Source organism: Burkholderia sp. NRF60-BP8 (assembly GCF_001522585.2).
GTDB lineage: Bacteria > Pseudomonadota > Gammaproteobacteria > Burkholderiales > Burkholderiaceae > Burkholderia.
In genome coordinates, this window is the sequence record NZ_CP013373.1 from 2723511 (window position 1) to 2743787 (window position 20277).

Sequence of the window (20277 nt, forward strand, 5' to 3'; positions counted from 1 at the left end):
AGAACGGAAATGAAGGGATTTCGCTTTGGTTCAGCGCTCGGGTCGTTCTACATCCTGCCGGCAAACGGCGGCTGGGAAGCGACGTTCGGCAACGCCCTGCTCGGCGCATTCTCGTGCCCCGAAGCGGCGGCCGACCACATCTCCCGCGGCGACTGTGCGCAACCGTCCGAACTGGACACGGCCACGCTCGAAGTGCCGGACGAAATCGCCGAATGGGAAATCGTTCACGTGTGAATGGCAAGCCTGCAACGACAAACGCCCCGGGCGACCGGGGCGTTTTTCTTGAGTGCCGGGCGGCGAACGGTTCAACGCGCCGCGCCCGCACATGCATCGGCTCGCGCGATCGCGCGGCCGGCGTCAGGCAACCGCGTCGACGATGCCGTTCAGCGTCGCGCTCGGACGCATGGCCTGGCTCGTCAGCTCGACGTTCGGACGGTAGTAGCCGCCGATCGCCTGCGGCTTGCCTTGCGCGGCCGCCAGCTCTTCCAGGATGCGCGCTTCGCTGTCGGACAGCGCCTTCGCCACGCCTTCGAACTGCGCCTTCAGCGCGGCGTCCTCGGTCTGCTCGGCCAGCGCCTGCGCCCAGTACAGGCACAGGTAGAAATGGCTGCCGCGGTTGTCGAGGCCGCCGACCTTGCGCGCCGGCGACTTGTTCTCGTCGAGGAACTTGCCGGTCGCCTGGTCGAGCGTCTTCGCGAGGACGAGCGCCTTCGGGTTCCGGTAAGCGTTGCCGAGATGTTCGAGCGACGCGGCCAGCGCGAGGAATTCGCCGAGCGAATCCCAGCGCAGGAAACCTTCCTCGACGAACTGCTGCACGTGCTTCGGTGCGGAGCCGCCCGCCCCCGTTTCGAACATCCCGCCGCCGGCCATCAGCGGCACGATCGACAGCATCTTCGCGCTGGTGCCGAGTTCCATGATCGGGAACAGGTCGGTCAGGTAGTCGCGCAGCACGTTGCCGGTGACCGAAATCGTGTCCTTGCCCGCGCGGATGCGCTCGAGCGAGAAACGCGTCGCGTCGACGGGCGTCATGATGCGGATGTCGAGGCCGTTCGTGTCGTGATCCTTCAGGTAGCGCTCGACCTTCGCGATGATCTGCGCATCGTGCGCACGCGCCGGATCGAGCCAGAACACGGCCGGCGCGCCGGTCGCGCGGGCGCGGTTGACCGCCAGCTTGACCCAGTCCTGCACCGGCGCGTCCTTCGTCTGGCACATGCGCCAGATGTCGCCCGACTCGACCGCGTGCTCGAGCAGCACGTTGCCGGCTTCGTCGATGACGCGCACGACGCCGTCCGCCGGGATCTGGAACGTCTTGTCGTGCGAACCGTATTCTTCGGCCGCCTGCGCCATCAGGCCCACGTTCGGCACGCTGCCCATCGTGACCGGATCGAACGCGCCGTGCTGCTTGCAGTCCTCGATCACGGCCTGGTAGACGCCCGCGTAGCAGCGGTCCGGAATCACGGCCTTCGCGTCGTACAGTTGACCGTCCGGGCCCCACATGCCGCCCGAATCGCGGATCATCGCCGGCATCGATGCGTCGACGATCACGTCGCTCGGCACGTGCAGGTTCGTGATGCCCTTGTCCGAGTTGACCATCGCGAGACGCGGGCGCACCGCATACTCGGCCTTGACGTCGGCTTCGATCGCTTCGCGCGTGTCGGCCGGCAGATCCTTCAGGCGCGCGTACAGATCGCCGATCCCGTTGTTCGGGTTGAAGCCGACCTTCGCCAGCACGTCCGCGTGCTTCGCGAGCGCGTCGCGGTAGAACACCGATACGAAGTGACCGAACAGGATCGGGTCCGAGACCTTCATCATGGTCGCCTTCAGGTGCACCGAGAACAGCACGTCCTGCGCCTTCGCGTCGGCGATCTGCGCCTCGATGAAGCTGCGCAGCGCGTTGCGGCTCATCACCGACGCGTCGATGACTTCACCGGCCTTCACGGCCGTCTTTTCCTTCAGCACCTTCTTCGCGCCGTCGGCGGTCGTGAGTTCGATCTTCACGCTGCCGGCCTCGGCGATCAGCGCCGACTTCTCGCTGCCGTAGAAGTCGCCTTCGGTCATGTGCGCGACGTGGGCCTTCGACGTGGGCTTCCACGCACCCATCTTGTGCGGATGCTTGCGTGCGTAGTTCTTGACCGACAGCGGCGCGCGGCGGTCGGAGTTGCCTTCGCGCAGCACCGGGTTCACCGCGCTGCCCTTGATCTTGTCGTAGCGCGCCTTGACGGCCTTCTCTTCGTCCGTCGACGGATCTTCCGGATAGGCCGGCAGCGCGTAGCCCTGCGCCTGCAGTTCGGCGATCGCGGCCTTCAGTTGCGGCACCGATGCGCTGATGTTCGGCAACTTGATGATGTTCGCTTCCGGCTTCAGCGTGAGCTGGCCCAGCTCGGCCAGATCGTCGGAACCCTTCTGCTCCGACGGCAGGACGTCTGCGAATGCCGCGATGATGCGGCCGGCGAGCGAGATGTCGCGCGTTTCGACGGCGACGCCGGACGAACGCGTGAAGGCCTTGACGATCGGCAGCAGCGAATAGGTCGCGAGCGCCGGCGCTTCGTCGGTGAGGGTGTAGATGATCTTGGGCGAAGTGGACATGGTGGTCAAAGCATTGCTACGTGATGATGGGACTGAGGAGCGCCGGCGGTAACCGGCGGGGAGCGACCGGGTCGATCGCGAAAGGGGCGCGCCGGTTCAGCCGGGCGGTGGTGTTGCGAGGGCCGTCATGGTCTACCTTGCAGGGCTTGCGGGCCGCATCGCGGCGCCGCGGCCCGCATGCCGGGCCGCCCTGCCAACAAAACCTGCCATCCACGAAACGCTCCGGCGCCGGCAGTCAGCGCCGGGGCGGCCGGCAACCTGCCGGCCCACCCCGGAAGGGGTCTTACATGTTCTCGATCAGCACTTCGCCGAAACCGGAGCACGACACCTGCGTCGCGCCTTCCATCAGGCGCGCGAAGTCGTACGTGACGCGCTTCTGCAGGATCGACTTCTCCATCGCGGCGATGATCGTATCGGCTGCTTCCGTCCAGCCGAGGTGGCGCAGCATCATTTCCGCCGACAGGATCTCGGAACCCGGGTTCACGTAATCCTTGCCCGCGTACTTCGGCGCCGTGCCGTGCGTCGCCTCGAACATCGCGACCGAATCCGACAGGTTCGCGCCCGGCGCGATCCCGATGCCGCCGACCTGCGCGGCCAGCGCGTCGGAGATGTAGTCGCCGTTCAGGTTCAGCGTCGCGATCACGTCGTATTCGGCCGGGCGCAGCAGGATCTGCTGCAGGAACGCGTCGGCGATCGAATCCTTGATCACGATCTCGTTGCCCGTCTTCGGGTTCTTCACGCGCATCCACGGGCCGCCGTCGATCAGTTCGCCGCCGAATTCCTTTTGCGCGAGCGCGTAGCCGGCATCACGGAACAGGCCTTCCGTGAACTTCATGATGTTGCCCTTGTGCACCAGCGTGACCGACTTGCGATCGTTGTCGATCGCGTACTGGATCGCCTTGCGCACGAGGCGCTCGGTGCCTTCGGTCGACACGGGCTTGACGCCGATCCCCGAGGTTTCCGGGAAGCGGATCTTCTTCACGCCCATCTCGTCCTGCAGGAACTTGATCACCTTCTTCGCCTGCTCGGAGCCCGCGGCCCATTCGATGCCCGCGTAGATGTCTTCCGAGTTCTCGCGGAAGATCACCATGTCGATCTTCTGCGGCTCGCGCACCGGCGACGGCACGCCCTTGAAGTACTGGACCGGGCGCAGGCACACGTACAGGTCGAGCTCCTGGCGCAGCGCGACGTTCAGCGAACGGATGCCGCCGCCGACCGGGGTCGTGAGCGGCCCCTTGATCGACACCACGTATTCCTTCAGCACCTGCAGCGTTTCGTCCGGCAGCCACACGTCCGGACCGTACACCTTGGTCGCCTTCTCGCCCGCGAAAATCTCCATCCAGTGGATCTTGCGCTTGCCCTTGTAGGCATGCGCGACCGCCGCGTCGACGACCTTGATCATGACCGGCGTGATATCGAAGCCCGTACCGTCGCCTTCGATATAGGGAATGATCGGCTGATCGGAAACGTTGAGCGAGAAGTCCTTGTTGACGGTGATCTTGTCACCGCCCTCCGGAACCTTGATGTGCTGATACGGCATGATCGACTCCAGTGACGTGGCTGAGCAGGTGATGCTGGTCGAAACTGCGCGCGCGGCGGGGGCGCGGCATGGCCACCCCGTGACGGCAACAGCGAGCCGCTATTCTAGCGCCCCAACCGGGCACTTCGGCGCGAACCGCGGCACTGCGCATCGAGACCTCACTTATGTCTTATATAAGACAGAGGACTTGCCGTTCCGTATTATGCATTAAGATTCCGCCATTTGCCATAGACCGCCCGCCCCGGCTTCCTGCGGGGCGCCGGGCGGCCCCCGCCATGAACCTGATCGCCCTCAACAAGCCGTTCGGCACGATTTGCCAGTTTTCCGCGCACGAGACGCGGCCGTCGCTCGGCGACTGGGTAAAAACGCCCGGCGTGTATCCGGCCGGCCGGCTCGACGCGGACAGCGAGGGACTGCTGCTGCTCACCGACGACGGTGCGCTGCAGGCCCGCATCGCCGAGCCGCGCCACAAGCTGGTGAAACGCTACTGGGCGCAAGTCGAAGGCGCGCCGGGGCCCGCCGACCTGAAGGCGCTCGCACGCGGCGTCGACCTCGGCGACTACGTGACGCGCCCGTGCCGCGCCGAATTCATCGAGCCGCCCGACACGCTGTGGCCGCGCAATCCGCCGATCCGCTACCGCGCCGCGATCCCGACCACGTGGATCGAGCTGGCGATCACCGAGGGCAAGAACCGGCAGGTGCGCCGGATGACGGCGGCCGTCGGCTTCCCGACGTTGCGCCTGGTGCGCGTCGGCATCGGCGCGCTGGATATATTCGCGCTCGGCATTGCACCGGGCGAAACGATCGCCCTGCCGCCACGCGCGCCGTGGGACGGTTTCGCGACCGCCGGATGACGCATCCGGGACACGCGAATTTTTTCGTCATCTTTTTCGTCAACCGGCCGCGGAGATCGCGCGTTAAACCACGCAGATGCCAACCTTAGCTATCCGGCATTGGCAGCCGAACCCGTGTTTGCGTCACGAAAGCGACGTTTTATTCGAATACGATTCGGCGCCCGCAGCGCAAAGAGAAATTTCTCGAAGCGTCTGTCAACCGAAAGGTGGATGGCACCGTTAGACGACATGACTCCTATTGCCGGGTCATTTGGTTAATTAACTAAAGCTGAGGAACACAACATGAACAAACTGATCGCCGCTCTGGTCGCTGGCCTCTTCGCAACGGCTGCTTTCGCACAAGCTTCGGCTCCGGAAGCTGCTCCGGCAGCAGCAGAAGCTGCTTCGGCACCGGCTAAGCACGCTGCCAAGAAGCACCACGCTGCCAAGAAGCACCACAAGGCATCGAAGAAGGCTGCAGCAAGCGACGCAGCAGCACCGGCAGCTGCTTCGAACTAAGTAAGCAAGCTGTAATAACGCAGTCAAGAACACGCAGTTCTGCCGTTCTTACGGCGTTGAAAGGCAGATCACCGCAAGGCGATCTGCCTTTTTCTTTTTTGTGCCCGCCGGCGCGCATCGCGTACCATGCGGGTCTCGTTTTCCAGACAGGAGCCACGCTGTGCCATTCTCCCTGCGCCCGTCGCTCGGCCGCCTTGCGCGCGCCGCCGTGTTTCCCGCCGCCCTCGCCGTCCTCGCGCTCGGCATGCAGGCCGCCGGCGCGCAAGTGCCGTCCGGCGCCAAGCAGCCGAGCGAGTTCCCGCGCGTGAAGCTGCGCGCCGGCATGTACGTGATCGACGCGGCCGTCGCCGCCAACGACGCCGATCGCGAACAGGGGCTGATGTACCGTTCGCAGCTCGCGCCGAACGAAGGCATGCTGTTCGTCTTCAACGAGAACGCCGTGCACTGTTTCTGGATGAAGAACACGCTGATTCCGCTGTCGATCGCGTTCATTCGCGCGGACGGCACGATCACCGACATCGACGAGATGAAGGCCGAGACGACCGACAACCACTGTCCGCGCAACAACGGCGTCTATGCGCTCGAAATGAGCAAGGGCTGGTTCGCGGCGAAGGGCATCAAGCCCGGCATGAAGCTCGACGGGCTGCCCAAGCCCCAGTAACGGCGAATGCCGCGGCGGCGCCGCGCATCGACCGAAGCCGGCCGCCCGCAGCGCGCCGGCTTTTTTTCGCCCGCCGGCGGCGGCCGCCTTGATTCGGCCGACGGTGCCCGCATCTGCAAAAGCCACGGACAAGCGCTATCCTTTAAATCTTGCTAGTTCCAGCCCGGGCCGGCACCCATCAGCCGGCCCGCTTACGATCCGAACCACCAGGAGGTTCACGTGCCCCGCAAAACCCCCATCGAGCGCTATCGAAATATCGGGATCAGCGCTCACATCGATGCCGGCAAGACCACGACGACCGAGCGCATCCTGTTTTACACCGGCGTGAGCCACAAGATCGGTGAAGTGCACGACGGCGCGGCCACGATGGACTGGATGGAGCAGGAGCAGGAACGCGGCATCACGATCACGTCGGCGGCGACCACGGCCTTCTGGAAGGGCATGGCCGGCAACTATCCGGAACACCGGATCAACATCATCGACACGCCCGGGCACGTCGACTTCACGATCGAAGTCGAGCGCTCGATGCGCGTGCTCGACGGCGCGTGCATGGTCTACGACTCGGTCGGCGGCGTGCAGCCGCAATCGGAAACCGTGTGGCGCCAGGCGAACAAGTACAAGGTGCCGCGCATCGCGTTCGTCAACAAGATGGACCGGATCGGCGCCGACTTCTTCCGCGTGCAGAAGCAGATCGGCGAGCGCCTGAAAGGCGTCGCCGTGCCGATCCAGATTCCGATCGGCGCGGAAGATCATTTCCAGGGCGTCGTCGATCTCGTGAAGATGAAGGCGATCGTGTGGGACGACGAAAGCCAGGGCGTGAAGTTCACGTACGAGGACATCCCCGCGAACCTCGTCGAGGTCGCGCACGAATGGCGCGAGAAGATGGTCGAGGCCGCGGCCGAAGCGAGCGAGGAGCTGCTCGAGAAGTATCTGCACGACCACGAATCGCTGACCGAGGACGAGATCAAGGCCGCGCTGCGCCAGCGCACGATCGCGAACGAGATCGTGCCGATGCTGTGCGGCAGCGCGTTCAAGAACAAGGGCGTGCAGGCGATGCTCGACGCGGTGATCGACTACCTGCCGTCGCCGGTCGACGTGCCCGCGATCCTCGGTCACGATTTCGCCGATCCGGAAAAGCCGGCGGAACGCCACCCGAGCGACGACGAGCCGTTCTCGTCGCTCGCGTTCAAGATCATGACCGACCCGTTCGTCGGCCAGTTGATCTTCTTCCGCGTGTATTCGGGCGTCGTCGAGTCGGGCGACACGGTGCTCAACGCGACGAAGGACAAGAAGGAGCGGCTCGGCCGGATCCTGCAGATGCACGCGAACGAGCGCAAGGAAATCAAGGAAGTGCGCGCGGGCGACATCGCGGCGGCCGTCGGCCTGAAGGAAGCGACCACCGGCGACACGCTGTGCGATCCGGCCAAGCCGATCATCCTCGAGAAGATGGAATTCCCCGAGCCGGTGATCTCGCAGGCCGTCGAGCCGAAGACGAAGGCCGACCAGGAAAAGATGGGCCTCGCGCTGAACCGCCTCGCGCAGGAAGATCCGTCGTTCCGCGTGCAGACCGACGAAGAGTCCGGCCAGACGATCATTTCGGGGATGGGCGAGCTGCACCTCGAAATCCTGGTCGACCGGATGAAGCGCGAGTTCGGCGTCGAAGCGACGGTCGGCAAGCCGCAGGTCGCGTATCGCGAGACGGTGCGCACGACGGCCGCCGACGTCGAAGGGAAGTTCGTCAAGCAGTCGGGCGGTCGCGGCCAGTACGGCCATGCGGTGATCACGCTCGAGCCGAACCCGGGCAAGGGCTACGAGTTCCTCGACGAGATCAAGGGCGGCGTGATTCCGCGCGAGTACATCCCGGCGGTCGACAAGGGCATCCAGGACACGCTGAAGAGCGGCGTGCTCGCCGGCTACCCGGTCGTCGACGTGAAGGTGCACCTGACGTTCGGCTCGTATCACGACGTCGACTCGAACGAAAACGCGTTCCGGATGGCCGGCTCGATGGCGTTCAAGGAAGCGATGCGCAAGGCCAAGCCCGTGCTGCTCGAGCCGATGATGGCCGTCGAGGTCGAGACGCCCGAGGACTTCATGGGCAACGTGATGGGCGACCTGTCGAGTCGGCGCGGCATCGTGCAGGGGATGGAGGACATCGCGGGCGGCGGCGGCAAGCTGGTGCGTGCCGAGGTGCCGCTCGCGGAGATGTTCGGCTATTCGACGTCGCTGCGCTCGGCGACGCAAGGTCGTGCGACGTACACGATGGAGTTCAAGCATTACGCGGAAACGCCGGCGAACGTGTCGGAAGCCGTGATCAACGCTAAGACGAAGTAAGCGCCGCGCGCGCCCCGGCGCATGCACGCGAAGCCCGTCCGGTTCCGGACGGGCTTTTTTTCATCCGGCGCGGCGCCTCGCGCTCGCGGCGTATTGATCGGCGCGCCGAGCTTTTTTTCGCGTGCCACAATGGATGGCGAATCGTCAGATGGAACCCGCCCGATGCCGCCCACCCCCGCCCTGCGCCGCCTGCTGACCCTCTATGCCGGCCTGATCGCCGCGAACGTCGCCGTCTGGCTGTGGGCGCTCGCGGTGCTGCGCGACCATCCGCTGCTGCTCGGCACCGCGGCGATCGCGTACGGGCTCGGGCTGCGTCATGCGGTCGACGCGGATCACATCGCCGCGATCGACGTCGCGACGCGCAAGCTGATGCAGGACGGCCAGCGTCCGGTGAGCGTCGGCCTGTTCTTCTCGCTCGGCCATTCGACGATCGTGATCGCCGCGACGCTCGGCATCGCGCTGACCGCGTACGCGCTGCGCGACCGGTTCGATGCGTTCCGCGAGATCGGCGGCACGATCGGCACGGCGGTATCGGCCACGTTCCTGCTCGTGCTCGCGTGCGTGAACCTGATGATCCTGCGCGACGTGTGGCGACGCTATCGCGGCAAATCCGCGCACACGCACGACGGCGCGCATGACCATCGTCCCGCCGGACTCGTATCGCGGATGCTGCGCCCGCTGTTCCGGTTCGTGTCGAAGAGCTGGCACATGTATCCGGTGGGCGTGCTGTTCGGGCTCGGTTTCGATACTGCAACCGAAATCGGCCTGCTCGCGATCGCCGCCGCGCAGGCGAGCCAGGGGCTGCCGGTCTATACGATCATGCTGTTCCCCGCGCTTTTCACCGCCGGCATGACGCTGATCGACTCCACCGACAACGTGCTGATGATTCACGCATACGGCTGGGCAATGGACGATCCGCAGCGCAAGCTGCTCTACAACGCGAGCATCACGTTCGTGTCCGCGGCCGTCGCGCTGGCGATCGGCGGGATCGAGGCGGCCGGCCTGCTGGCCGACAAGCTGGCGCTGACGGGCCCCGTGCGCGACACGCTCGATGCACTCGGCGAACGCTTCGGGTCGATCGGCTACGGCATCGTCGCGCTGTTCCTCGTCTGCTGGATCGCGTCGATCCTGTTCCACCGCTGGCAACGCGCGGCCGACGCGCCAGCGCGCTGAACGACGCTCCCGACGTTTCATTCCGGAAACAAAACGCTCCCCTGCGACGTTGCAGGCGTGGTCACGCGACGGCGACCGCCTTTCGCCACGGGCCCGAGCGGCCGATGGCACGAATCTCGCAGATAGGGATTCGCACGGCGGGCCCGCGTGCCGATCCGTGTTCGCGGCTGGCGTCGAGCGTCGGCCCGGACGCGATCGGATCACGATAGGACAACGAATCTTTTACGCCCCCCCTGCACCACACGTAGATCGTCGCGCGGCAACGAGGCATCGCGCGCATGGGGAGGCCATGATGCATAAGACGAAACAACCGTTCCGCGCAGCGGGACGGCGCCCTCGTGCAACCTTGCTGGCCGCGGCCGCGTTTGCGTGCTGCTGCTCGTATGCCGTCGCACAGAACACGACGCCTGACGCCGCGCCCGACGCGAAGGCCAGCGCGGACACCATCATGACGCTGGTCGAGAACGCATCGCCGTGCGCCGCCAATCCGGCTGCGTGCGCGGTGCACGTTTATGCCGGCCGGGGCGTCGGTAATGGCGGTGCCGGTGCGAGCGGCAGCGGCAGCGGCAGCGGCAGCGGCAATGGGAATGGAAACGGCAGTGGCACCGGTAGCGGCGGTGGCAACGGTAGCGGCGGAAATAACGGGAACGGGGCCGTCGGACCGGCCGGTGTCGGTGGAACGACAGGCGGAACTTCAGGCAGTACGAGCGGCACGGGCCGGGGAGGCAATGCGTCGGGTAACGGTGGTTCGGGTGGTGGTAGCTCGGGTGGTGGCACTTCGGGCGGAGGCACTTCGGGCGGAGGCACTTCGGGTGGCGGTACTTCGGGTGCCGGCACCTCGGGTGGCGGCACCTCCGGTGGCGGTACTTCGGGTGGCGGCACCTCGGGTGGCGGCACCTCCGGTGGCGGTACTTCGGGTGGCGGCACCTCGGGCGGCGGTACTTCGGGTGGCGGTACTTCGGGCGGCGGTACTTCGGGTGGCGGTACTTCGGGTGGCGGTACTTCGGGTGGCGGTACTTCGGGTGGCGGTACTTCGGGCGGCGGTAGCTCGGGTGGCGGCACTTCAGGTGGCGGTACCTCGGGTGGCGGCCACGGTGGTGGTGGTGGCGATGGTGACGGCGGCGGCCACGGTCATGGTGGCGGCCATGGTGATGGCGACGGTGATGGCGGCGGTCACGGCCACGGTGGTGGCCATGGCGACGGCGACGGTAACGGCGGCGGTCACGGTCACGGTGGCGGCCATGGTGATGGCGACGGTGATGGCGGCGGTCACGGCCACGGTGGTGGCCATGGCGACGGCGACGGTAACGGCGGCGGTCACGGCCACGGTGGTGGCCATGGCGACGGCGACGGTAATGGCGGCGGTCACGGCCACGGTGGCGGCCATGGCGACGGCGACGGTAATGGGGGCGGTCACGGCCACGGTGGCGGCCATGGCGATGGCGACGGTAATGGCGGCGGTCACGGTGGCGGCCATGGCGATGGCGGCGGCGGTCACGGCAATGGCGGCGGCAATGGCGGCGGCAATGGCAATGGCGGTGGTGGTCACGGCAACGGCGGAGGCCATGGTGACGGCGGTGGCGGCCATGGCAACGGCGGTGGCGGCCATGGCAACGGCGGTGGCAACGGCGGCGGCGGTCACGGCAATGGTGGCGGCAACGGCAATGGCAACGGCAGTGGCGGAGCCGGCAATGGCGGCGCTAACGGTGTCGGCAACGGCCGTGGTAATGGTGGTAATGGTGGTAATGGTGGTAATGGTGGCAATAGCGGCAGTGCCGGCGGCGGTGCGGGCAACGGTGGCGGAAACGGTAACGGCGGTGGAGGCGCGGGTAACGGCGGCGAGAGCGGCGGCGCCAATGGCACCGGCGGCCACGGCAATGGCGGCGGCAACGGTAACGGCAACGGCAGTGGCGGCGCCGGCAACGGCGGGGCCAACGGCGTCGGCAACGGCCGTGGCACCGGCAACGGCAACGGCGGCGGTCACGGCAACGGCGGATCGTCCGGCGGCAACCACTGACCCGAAGCGTTGCCCGACCGAATACGGTCAGAGCATCTCGAGCGCGCGCTTGCTGCGCGGCGGACGGAAATACGCGTCAAGCTGCGCGCGCTCGTCATCGCTCAACACGAAATCGAGCGCGGCACGGTTGTCGCGCACGTGTTCGATCCGCGACGCCTTCGGAATCGCGAATACGCCCGGCTGCGCGAGCACCCATGCCAGTGCGACGCGCATCACCGACACGCCGCGCAGCCGCGCGATTTCGTCGAGCGGCGAGCGTTTGGGCAGCCGCCCGTGATCGACCGGGCTGTACGCCATCGCCGGAATCCGATGGTCGGCCAGCCACGGCAGCAGGTCGAATTCCGGGCCGCGTCGCGCGATGTTGTAGAGAATCTGGTTGGTTGCGCACGCACCGCCGCCCGCCTCGTCGACGAGTTCGGCCATGTCGGCCGTATCGAAATTGCTCACGCCCCAGTGGCGGATCTTGCCCGCACGTTGCAACGCGTCGAAACCTTCGACGGTTTCCTCGAGCGGCACCGAACCGCGCCAGTGCAGCAGGTACAGATCGAGGCGGTCGGTACGCAGGCGCTTGAGGCTCGCGTCGCACGCGGCGACGACCCCGCGCCGGCTCGCATGGTGCGGATAGACCTTGCTGACGAGAAACACGTCGTCGCGCAGGCCCGCGAGCGCGTCGCCGACCAGTTCCTCGGTCGCGCCGTCGCCATACATCTCGGCCGTATCGACCAGCGTCATGCCGAGTTCGACACCCTCGCGCAGCGCGGCGATCTCGTCCGCGCGCCGCGCCGGCCGCTCGCCCATTTCCCAGGTGCCCAGGCCCAGCTTCGGAATCGACTCGCCGTTCGGCAAGGCGACCGTGGCGATCGTGTCTGTCATGCGTTCCTCGTTGCGGATTCGTGGCCGCACACCGCGGCCGAAGCATCGGATACGACGCATCAGTGTAGTCAATCGGTGCGCCGCTGGCCTATTACACGGCAAAAACCGGCTATAACGGCGCGGCATGATGACTTAGAATGGCCGCAACCTGATCGATACCCATTGTATGAAGGCACCCACGGACGACCGCTGGCAGGACCTGCGCCCCGACCCCGACAACGATACGCCGCTCTACCTGCAGCTCGCCCGCAAGCTCGGCGACGCGATCCACGACAACCGCTGGACGGCCGGCGAAGCGCTGCCCTCCGAGCGTGTGCTGTCCGAAGCGCTCGGCGTGTCGCGCATCACCGCGCGCAAGGCGATCGCGCTGCTCGTCGAGCAAGGCTTGATCCGCCGCACGCAGGGCGCGGGCAACTTCATCCAGCCGCGCTACGAGGATCCGCTGTCGCGGCTGTCGAGCTTCAGCGAAATGCTCGAGCGCCGCGGCTTCAAGCCGAGCTCGCAGTGGCTCGCGCGCGAAATTCAGCCCGCGAACCGCGACGAAGTGATCCAGCTCGGGCTGTCGCCGGCCGCCTCGGTTACACGCCTGAAACGCCTGCGTCTCGCCGACGGCATCGTGATGGCCGTCGAGAACTCGACGTTCCCCGCCACGCTGATTCCCGATCCGCAGGCGATCGTCGGCTCGCTGTACAGCTATCTCGAAGCGCGCGGCACGCCGATCGTGCGCGCGCTGCAGCATTTCCGCGCGGTCAACGCGACCGACGAGATCGCCGAGCAGATGGGCATCGCCCCGCACGACGCCCTCCTGCTGATCACGCGGATCGGCTATACGTCCGACCAGCGTGCGATCGAACTGACCGATACCTACTGCCGCAACGACTACTACGATTTCGTCGTCGAACTGCGCAAGTAACGCGAGCGCACGTCGCCGGCCCTCACAGCCAGCGTGCGTCGTCGGTGCCGAGCGGCACGGGCGGCCGCGCGAACGACGGCGGCGTCGCCGACAACCGCTCGGCCGGCCGCACGGTGTCGAGCACGCCGAACGGCGACGCGATGCGGTCGATCCGGTCCCGCACGTCGGCAAGCGCGAGATCGGGCGCGTGCAACCCGTCCGGCACGACGCCGAACGACTGCAGCCAGCGCCCCGTCTGCGCGAGCGACATCCGTACGTGCCAGCTTCCCCCTTCGCGCGCCCGCCGTGCGAGCGCGATCATCGCGCCGAACGCCGCGAGATACCCCGTTGCATGATCGAGCGCCTGGCACGGCAGATGGCGCGGCCCGCTCGCCTGCGCGGCCTGCTGCTCCTGCCACGCGATCCCGCTCGCCGACTGCACGAGGCTGTCGAACCCGCGCCGCGCCGCCCACGGTCCTGCATGCCCGTACGCCGACACCGACACGTAGACGATGCCGGGCCGCCGCGCCGCCAGCGCCTGCGGCGCGAAGCCGCGCGCCGCGAGCGCGCCGGGCCGGTACGACTGCAGAAACACGTCCGCATCGCGCGCCAGGGCGTGCAGCGTATCGACGCCCGCCGCGTCGCGCAGATCGATCCACGTCGAACGCTTGCCGCGCCCGTTGTCGATCACGAGCGGCGCAATGTTCGGCAGGTGCGGACCGTTGACGAGCAGCGTCTGCGCGCCATGCGACGCCAGCGTGCGGCCCGCGACCGGCCCCGCGATGATGCGCGTGAGATCGAGCACGCGCACGCCCGCCAGCGGCTGGTCGGCGTCGCCGCGGCCGATCGGCTCGGCCGGCGCGTCGCCGATCCGCTCGATCTCGAACAGCGGCAGCGACGCGATCGCGCGCGCCTGCTCGTGAGCCGCCCATTCTTCAGGGGTTCTGATCAATGCCGCGCAGAGGCCGGCATCGGCCAGCGCCGTGTCGAGTGCCGCGCCGTCCCACGTACGGATCGCCGCGGCCACGTCGGCGGGCTGCGAGCCGCAGCCGAGCACGTCGAGAATGCCGTGCAGGTGATGCGGAAAATTCGCATGCAGTTGAATCCAGCGTCCGTCGCCCGTCTCGAAGAAGCCGGTCACCGGATGGCGCAACTCCGGCGGCGGCCCGTCGTCCACGCGCAGGTAGCGTTCGCTGCGGAACGCCACGAGCGCGTCGCGCACCGACACGTCGACCGTTTGCGTCACGCCCGTTCGCAGCCGATGGCATTCGGCCGCCGCGAGCCCGGCTGCGGCGATCGTCGTGGCGGCAAGCGTGCCGACATGAAACGTCGACGGCAGCGCCGGGTCCTGCCCGGTCACGGTCGTCCGGGCCAGCGCGTCGCGCGCGCCGTCTGCGAGTTGCCAAAGATGCGCCAATGCGAATTCGGGTGTCATGGTGAAGGAGACGCCGTTGGGGAGACGGAATCGAGTCTAGAATTCGCGACGGGCACGATCAATCTTGATTGTGCGAATCAATACATAACGAATAGTTGTAGCGGACCCGCGTTTCATGCGCGGCGACAGGAGCGAGCGGCATGACATCCGTCAGCGCACAGGAAGCCGCCGGCATGCTCGGCGTCAGCGTGAGCACCCTCTACGCATACGTGAGCCGCGGCCTGCTGCGCTCGCTGCCCGACGGCGCGACCAAGCGCCGCCGCTACGACGCGAACGAGGTGCGCCTGCTCGCGCGCCGCCGCGCCGACGCGAAGCGCGCGGGCGGCGTCGCCGAACGTTCGCTCGACTGGGGCGTGCCGGTATTGGAATCGCGCATCACGCAGATCGCCGACGGCCGCCTGCGGTACCGCGGCGCCGATGCGATCGCGCTGGCCGACGCTGCGACGCTCGAAGAAACGGCCGCGCGGCTGTGGGACTGTCCGCCCGCGCGGCTGGCCGCCACGTCGCTCGCATCGACCGGTTTCGATGCGGCGCAGTGGGACGACTGGGCGCGTCGCTGGGCGCATCTCGCACCGCTCGAACGGGCGCTGGTGCTGCTGCCGGCCGCGGCCGCATCGCTGCCGCGCCTATGGGCGCAGGGGCGCAACGCGCAGCTCGATTCCGCGGCGCTGCTGCTGCGCGTCGCGACGGCCGCGCTCGCCGGCATCGCGCCGGGCGACGCACCCGTGCACCGCCAGCTCGCGGCCGCGTGGCGCGTGCGGCGGCGCGACGAAGCCGACCTGCTGCGGCGTGCGCTCGTGCTGTGCGCCGATCACGAACTGAATCCGTCGACCTTCGCGGTGCGCTGCATCGCATCGACCGGCACCCATCTGTTCGGCGCGATCTCGGGCGGGCTCGCGGCGCTGTCGGGGCCGCGCCACGGCGGCGAGACGTTCCGCGCCGGCACGCTGCTCGACGAAGCCGCCCGCGCCGCCGATCTCGATCGCTACCTCGCGCTGCGGCTGGCGCACGACGAACGCGCGGACGGCGGGCGCACGGCCCTGTCCGGCTTCGCGCACCCGCTGTACCCCGACGGCGACCCGCGCGCGCGGGCGCTCCTCGATGCGCTGCACGCGGCGACACCCGAGCGGCCGGCGCTGCGCAGGGCGCGCGCGCTCGCTTCGCGCGTCGAAGCGGCGACGGGCCTGCGGCCGACGATCGATTTCGCGCTCGCGGTGCTGGAGCGCACGCTCGCGCTGCCCGACGGCGCGGCGTTCACGCTGTTCGCGGCCGGCCGCACGGCCGGCTGGATCGCGCATGCGCTCGAACAGTACGCGGACGCGAAGCTGATCCGGCCGCGGGCGCGCTACGTCGGCAGCGACGCGGCCGCGTGACGCCGGCCGCCGCGCCATGCGGCGAACGGGCGCCACCATGCCGGCGCGCGGCGCTCGGCCGGCGCCGGGAGCGGGCCGAACGCGAACGTCGCGCCGCGCGGCCCGGCGCTGACCCACGCGCGCGTGCCGGGCAGCAACGTCAGCGATGCGCCCGCACCCAGCCAGTGATCGTCGGGCCGGCCCTCGACGGTCACCCACACGTCGCCTGCGGCCACCTCGAGCAGCGTGCGATCGACGATCCGCCACCGTCCGGCCGGCTCGTCGCCGTCCATCACGTAAAGTCGCAGTTCGCGCATGGCAGCCTCCTGGTCGCACGGGGTCGATGCCGCCAGTATTTCGGATAGCGGCGGCACACGGACAGATACGGCCGCAGACGCTTTCGGCTGAACTGTACTGGCCGCCCGACGGAGACAGGCACCCGGCGGCCGAGCCGGGCGGGCCGCCCGACACAGCACCCCGAACTGCACGGCGCGGCGGCTTTCCCTACAATGTCGGCTGTCCCGCGCCACCGTCCCCGCCGTCATGTTCCAACGCCCGCCCGCCGCCGCTCCCGGCGAAAAGAACCTCACCGTGATGCTCTGGCTCGTTGCGACGGGCTTCTTCATGCAGACGCTCGACGCGACGATCGTCAACACGGCGCTGCCGTCGATGGCCGCGAGCCTCGGTGAATCGCCGCTGCGGATGCAATCGGTCGTGATCGCGTACTCGCTGACGATGGCGGTGATGATCCCCGTGTCGGGCTGGCTTGCCGACACGTTCGGCACGCGGCGCGTGTTCTTCAGCGCGATCCTGGTGTTCTCGCTCGGCTCGCTGCTGTGCGCGAACGCCCATACGCTGACGCAGCTCGTCGCGTTCCGCGTCGTGCAGGGTGTCGGCGGCGCGATGCTCCTGCCGGTCGGGCGGCTCGCGGTGCTGCGCACGTTCCCCGCCGAGCGCTACCTGCCCGCGCTGTCGTTCGTCGCGATTCCGGGGCTGATCGGCCCGTTGATCGGGCCGACGCTCGGCGGCTGGCTCGTGAAGATCGCGTCGTGGCACTGGATCTTCCTGATCAACGTGCCGGTCGGCGTCGCGGGCTGCATCGCGACCTTCTATTCGATGCCCGATTCGCGCAACCCGGCCGCCGGCCGCTTCGACCTGAAGGGCTATCTGCTGCTGACGATCGGGATGGTCGCGATCTCGCTGTCGCTCGACGGGCTCGCCGATCTCGGCATGCAGCACGCGGCCGTGCTGGTGCTGCTGATCCTGAGCCTCGCATGCTTCGTCGCGTACGGGCTGTACGCGGTGCGCGCGCCGCAGCCGATCTTCTCGCTGGAGTTGTTCAAGATCCACACGTTCAGCGTCGGGCTGCTCGGCAACCTGTTCGCGCGGATCGGCAGCGGCGCGATGCCGTACCTGATCCCGCTGCTGCTGCAGGTGAGCCTCGGCTACTCGGCGTTCGAGGCCGGGCTGATGATGCTGCCGGTCGCGGCGGCCGGCATGTTCTCGAAGCGGATCATCACGCGCCTGATCACGCGGCACGGCTACCGCAAGGTACTGCTCGCGAACACGATCATGGTCGGCGTGATGATGGCGAGCTTCGCGCTGATGCGCGACACGGTGCCGGTGTGGGTGAAGGTCGTGCATCTCGCGCTGTTCGGCGGCTTCAACTCGATGCAGTTCACCGCGATGAACACGCTGACGCTGAAGGATCTCGGCACCGGCGGCGCGAGCAGCGGCAACAGCCTGTTCTCGCTCGTGCAGATGCTGTCGATGAGCCTCGGCGTCACGGTCGCCGGCGCGCTGCTCGCGACGTTCACCGGCATGCTGCGCACCGTAACGCCGAGCAACACGCTGCCGGCGTTCCATGCGACGTTCATCTGCGTCGGGATCATCACGGCCGCGTCCGCGTGGATCTTCGCGCAGCTCGCGCCCGAGATCCGCAGCACCGCGCGCAAGACCGACCCGTCCGAGCGCGCGTGACGCGCGGCGCGCGCCGAATCGGGCTCGCGCGCACCATCGCGGTGCAACGCGGCCGGGCACGCGTGCGCGTACCGGCCGCGAATGGCGGCCGCGCGCGGCGCGCTGCCGTGCATGCTTCTTGCTCGCCTATTCTGTAGGTAAACTGGCAGTCTTCCTTCGGCCGACATCATGAGCATGATCGAAATCGATCCCCCCGGCTTTCAGCCGCCCCGCCCGGTCGCCGGCGACGACGGGAACCGGCGCACCGTGCTGTACGGCGGCTACACCGTGTTCAGCGTGTTCCAGCCCGTTTTCTCGGTGTCGCACCGGCGCGCGATCGGCTATCACGCGTCGCTGCGCGCGCACGACGAGGAAAGCCGCCAGGTGGCGTCGCACGAGGTATTCACGCAGGCGGCGCGGCGCGGCGACCTGCTGGAGCTCGGCCGGCTCGCCGAATCGTTGCACCTCGGTAACTTCCACGCGTTCGACAGCCACGACGAATGGCTCTTCCTGAGCCTGCATCCGGCCGCGCTGATGGACACCATCTACGGCGACGCGCTGCTCGCGAACCTGAAGGCGCTCGGGCTGCCGCCGCACCGCGTGGTGCTCGAGGTGCCCGAGCAGGCCGGCGGCGAGACGCCGCGCTATGCGGCGATCATCGACGGGCTGCGCAAGGCCGGCTTCCTGATCGCCCTCGTCGGCTTCGGCGCGAAGCACTCGAACATCGATCGCGTGTGGCATTTGCATCCGGACATCGTCACGCTCGACCGCGGCATCCTCGCGCAGGCGAGCGAGCACTCGCACCTCGAACGCGTGCTGCCGGGGCTCGTGTCGCTGCTGCACGAATCCGGCCAGCTCGTGCTGATGGGCGGGCTCGCGACCGAACGCGACGCGCTGATCGCGCTCGAATGCGACGTCGATTTCGTGCAGGGCCAGTACTTCGCGGGGCCGAGCGTCGATCCCGTGCAGCCGCAGGCCGCCGCGGGCTGCATGGACACGCTGTCGGCCGCGCTGCGGCTGCGCGTCGCGCAGCGCGAGCGCACGCAGGCGGAACGGCTCGCGCCGTACGTCGCCGCGCTCGAGGAAGCGAGCCGCAAGCTCGGCGCGGGCGAATCGCTCACCGACGCCGCCGCCGCCGTGCTCGGGCTGCCCGAGACCGCGCGCTGCTTCCTGCTCGACGCGTCGGGCCGCCAGATCGGCGACAACGTGCTCGCGCGCGGCAGCGTGTCGCAACGCGCGAAGCGCTTCCGGCCGCTGCTGCATTCCGAAGGCGCGAGCTGGGAACGCCGCCCGTATTTCATCGACGCGATGCGCGCGCCGGGCGGGGTGCACCTGACGGCGCCCTACCTGTCGATCAACGAGGCGCACCTGTGCGTGACCGCGTCGATCGCCGCACCGGCCGCGACGGGCATGCAGGTGCTCTGCGTCGACATCAACTGGGAAGCGGCGCTCAGCCGCGAATGAGCCCGATGGCGGCCGCGTTCACGCGTCGCCGCCGGCCTTGCGCACGATCAGCCGGTGCACGCGCTTGCTGGACGACGCGCTGACGACCTCGTGTTCGTCGATCACGTGCACGCCGGCGCCCAGCGCCGCACGCATCCGCGCCGAGTCGAGCGGCGTATAGAGGCGGCCGCGCTCGTCGCGCAACACGCCGTTTCCGGCCACCCGCCAGCTCAGGTACAACGTGCCGCCCGGCATCAGCAGATCGGCCAGCCGCGCGGCGGCCGCCGCCGCGTCCGCCTGTTCGAGATGCATGACGACCGTTTCGCACAGCACGTTGCGAAACGCGCCGGACGGCACGCCGGCCAGCGCCGGCAGCGCGGCCAACTCGAACACCAGACCCGGATGGTGCCGTCGCGCCTCGTCGAGCAGCGCGGCGCTCGCGTCGTAGCCGCGCACGTCGAACCCGCGCGACGCGAGCCAGGCCGTGTCGCGCCCCGCGCCGCAGCCGACGTCAGCGGTCAGCCCCGGCGAGAAATGCTGTTCGAGCAGCGCGTACATGTCGTCGGGCGCCGCCTGGTCGAGCCAGTCCTGCGCGTATTGCGCGGCATGGGCGTCGTAGGCATCGAGAGTCGGGCGATCCACCATGGCGATTGCTCCGCAAAA

General features: G+C 68.2%; 17 protein-coding genes. 10 read left to right on the forward strand and 7 right to left on the reverse strand.

Translation table 11 applies throughout. From position 1 onward, the window contains the following. The first annotated feature begins 9 nt into the window (after positions 1-9). Positions 10-234 (forward strand): hypothetical protein, encoded by a 225-nt coding sequence (locus tag WS54_RS26175; RefSeq protein WP_034208193.1) that lies wholly within the window; start codon positions 10-12, stop codon positions 232-234. Between the two features lie 123 nt (positions 235-357). Here the strand turns inward: WS54_RS26175 and WS54_RS26180 are convergent, their stop codons facing one another. Both WS54_RS26180 and icd read right to left on the reverse strand, forming a co-directional pair. Further along, positions 358-2586, reverse strand: a complete 2229-nt coding sequence (locus WS54_RS26180; RefSeq protein ID WP_059782236.1) for an NADP-dependent isocitrate dehydrogenase — start codon at positions 2584-2586, stop codon at positions 358-360. Between the two features lie 283 nt (positions 2587-2869). Further along, positions 2870-4126 carry an NADP-dependent isocitrate dehydrogenase gene (gene icd, locus WS54_RS26185; RefSeq protein ID WP_006478026.1) on the reverse strand — a complete coding sequence of 419 codons (1257 nt, stop codon included), beginning with the start codon at positions 4124-4126 and terminating at the stop codon, positions 2870-2872. Between the two features lie 275 nt (positions 4127-4401). Here icd and WS54_RS26190 point away from each other — a divergent pair, with 275 nt between their 5' ends. The 5 genes from WS54_RS26190 (at position 4402) to WS54_RS26210 (ending at position 9643) form a co-directional block, all read left to right on the forward strand. Beyond that, the gene (locus tag WS54_RS26190; protein WP_034208196.1) at positions 4402-4980 is read left to right on the forward strand and encodes a pseudouridine synthase; all 579 of its coding nucleotides are present in this window, start codon (positions 4402-4404) and stop codon (positions 4978-4980) included. A gap of 282 nt (positions 4981-5262) precedes the next feature. Then, entirely contained in the window at positions 5263-5478 is a 216-nt protein-coding gene (locus WS54_RS26195) for a hypothetical protein (protein ID WP_011352970.1), read from the forward strand. A 160-nt stretch (positions 5479-5638) separates the two neighbouring features. Beyond that, on the forward strand, positions 5639-6139 hold the full coding sequence (locus WS54_RS26200; RefSeq protein WP_059782234.1) for a DUF192 domain-containing protein: 501 nt from the start codon (positions 5639-5641) through the stop codon (positions 6137-6139). A gap of 219 nt (positions 6140-6358) precedes the next feature. Further along, positions 6359-8470 carry an elongation factor G gene (fusA, locus tag WS54_RS26205; protein WP_059782232.1) on the forward strand — a complete coding sequence of 704 codons (2112 nt, stop codon included), beginning with the start codon at positions 6359-6361 and terminating at the stop codon, positions 8468-8470. Positions 8471-8632: 162 nt separating this feature from the next. Beyond that, positions 8633-9643, forward strand: coding sequence for a HoxN/HupN/NixA family nickel/cobalt transporter (locus tag WS54_RS26210; RefSeq protein ID WP_034208199.1), 1011 nt, complete (start codon positions 8633-8635; stop codon positions 9641-9643). A gap of 1063 nt (positions 9644-10706) precedes the next feature. On the opposite strand, the gene WS54_RS34035 is transcribed toward WS54_RS26210, so the two are convergent. Both WS54_RS34035 and WS54_RS26235 read right to left on the reverse strand, forming a co-directional pair. Then, positions 10707-11627, reverse strand: a complete 921-nt coding sequence (locus WS54_RS34035) for a hypothetical protein (RefSeq protein ID WP_059782230.1) — start codon at positions 11625-11627, stop codon at positions 10707-10709. Positions 11628-11687: 60 nt separating this feature from the next. Continuing rightward, the gene (locus tag WS54_RS26235; protein ID WP_059782227.1) at positions 11688-12533 is read right to left on the reverse strand and encodes an aldo/keto reductase; all 846 of its coding nucleotides are present in this window, start codon (positions 12531-12533) and stop codon (positions 11688-11690) included. A 166-nt stretch (positions 12534-12699) separates the two neighbouring features. On the opposite strand from WS54_RS26235, the gene WS54_RS26240 reads away from it, so the two are divergent. Continuing rightward, positions 12700-13446: a GntR family transcriptional regulator gene (locus WS54_RS26240; RefSeq protein ID WP_006489667.1), complete on the forward strand. Its 747-nt coding sequence runs from the start codon at positions 12700-12702 to the stop codon at positions 13444-13446. A gap of 22 nt (positions 13447-13468) precedes the next feature. On the opposite strand, the gene WS54_RS26245 is transcribed toward WS54_RS26240, so the two are convergent. Next, positions 13469-14860, reverse strand: a complete 1392-nt coding sequence (locus tag WS54_RS26245) for a CoA transferase (protein WP_059782225.1) — start codon at positions 14858-14860, stop codon at positions 13469-13471. A 140-nt stretch (positions 14861-15000) separates the two neighbouring features. Between WS54_RS26245 and WS54_RS26250 the strand changes: the two genes are divergently transcribed. After that, positions 15001-16233 (forward strand): citrate/2-methylcitrate synthase, encoded by a 1233-nt coding sequence (locus tag WS54_RS26250; protein ID WP_059782222.1) that lies wholly within the window; start codon positions 15001-15003, stop codon positions 16231-16233. On the opposite strand, the gene WS54_RS26255 is transcribed toward WS54_RS26250, so the two are convergent. Then, entirely contained in the window at positions 16206-16529 is a 324-nt protein-coding gene (locus tag WS54_RS26255) for a DUF2917 domain-containing protein (RefSeq protein WP_059782220.1), read from the reverse strand. The two genes, WS54_RS26250 and WS54_RS26255, sit on opposite strands and share 28 nt — an antisense overlap. 226 nt (positions 16530-16755) lie before the next feature. Here WS54_RS26255 and mdtD point away from each other — a divergent pair, with 226 nt between their 5' ends. Together mdtD and WS54_RS26270 are read left to right on the forward strand one after the other, a co-directional pair. Beyond that, positions 16756-18192, forward strand: coding sequence for a multidrug transporter subunit MdtD (gene mdtD / locus WS54_RS26265; protein WP_034208205.1), 1437 nt, complete (start codon positions 16756-16758; stop codon positions 18190-18192). Positions 18193-18360: 168 nt separating this feature from the next. After that, positions 18361-19635 carry an EAL domain-containing protein gene (locus tag WS54_RS26270; RefSeq protein WP_034208206.1) on the forward strand — a complete coding sequence of 425 codons (1275 nt, stop codon included), beginning with the start codon at positions 18361-18363 and terminating at the stop codon, positions 19633-19635. 18 nt (positions 19636-19653) lie between these two features. On the opposite strand, the gene WS54_RS26275 is transcribed toward WS54_RS26270, so the two are convergent. Beyond that, a complete protein-coding gene (locus tag WS54_RS26275; RefSeq protein ID WP_059782218.1) occupies positions 19654-20259 on the reverse strand; it encodes a class I SAM-dependent methyltransferase in 606 nt (201 codons plus the stop codon). Positions 20260-20277 lie beyond the last annotated feature (18 nt).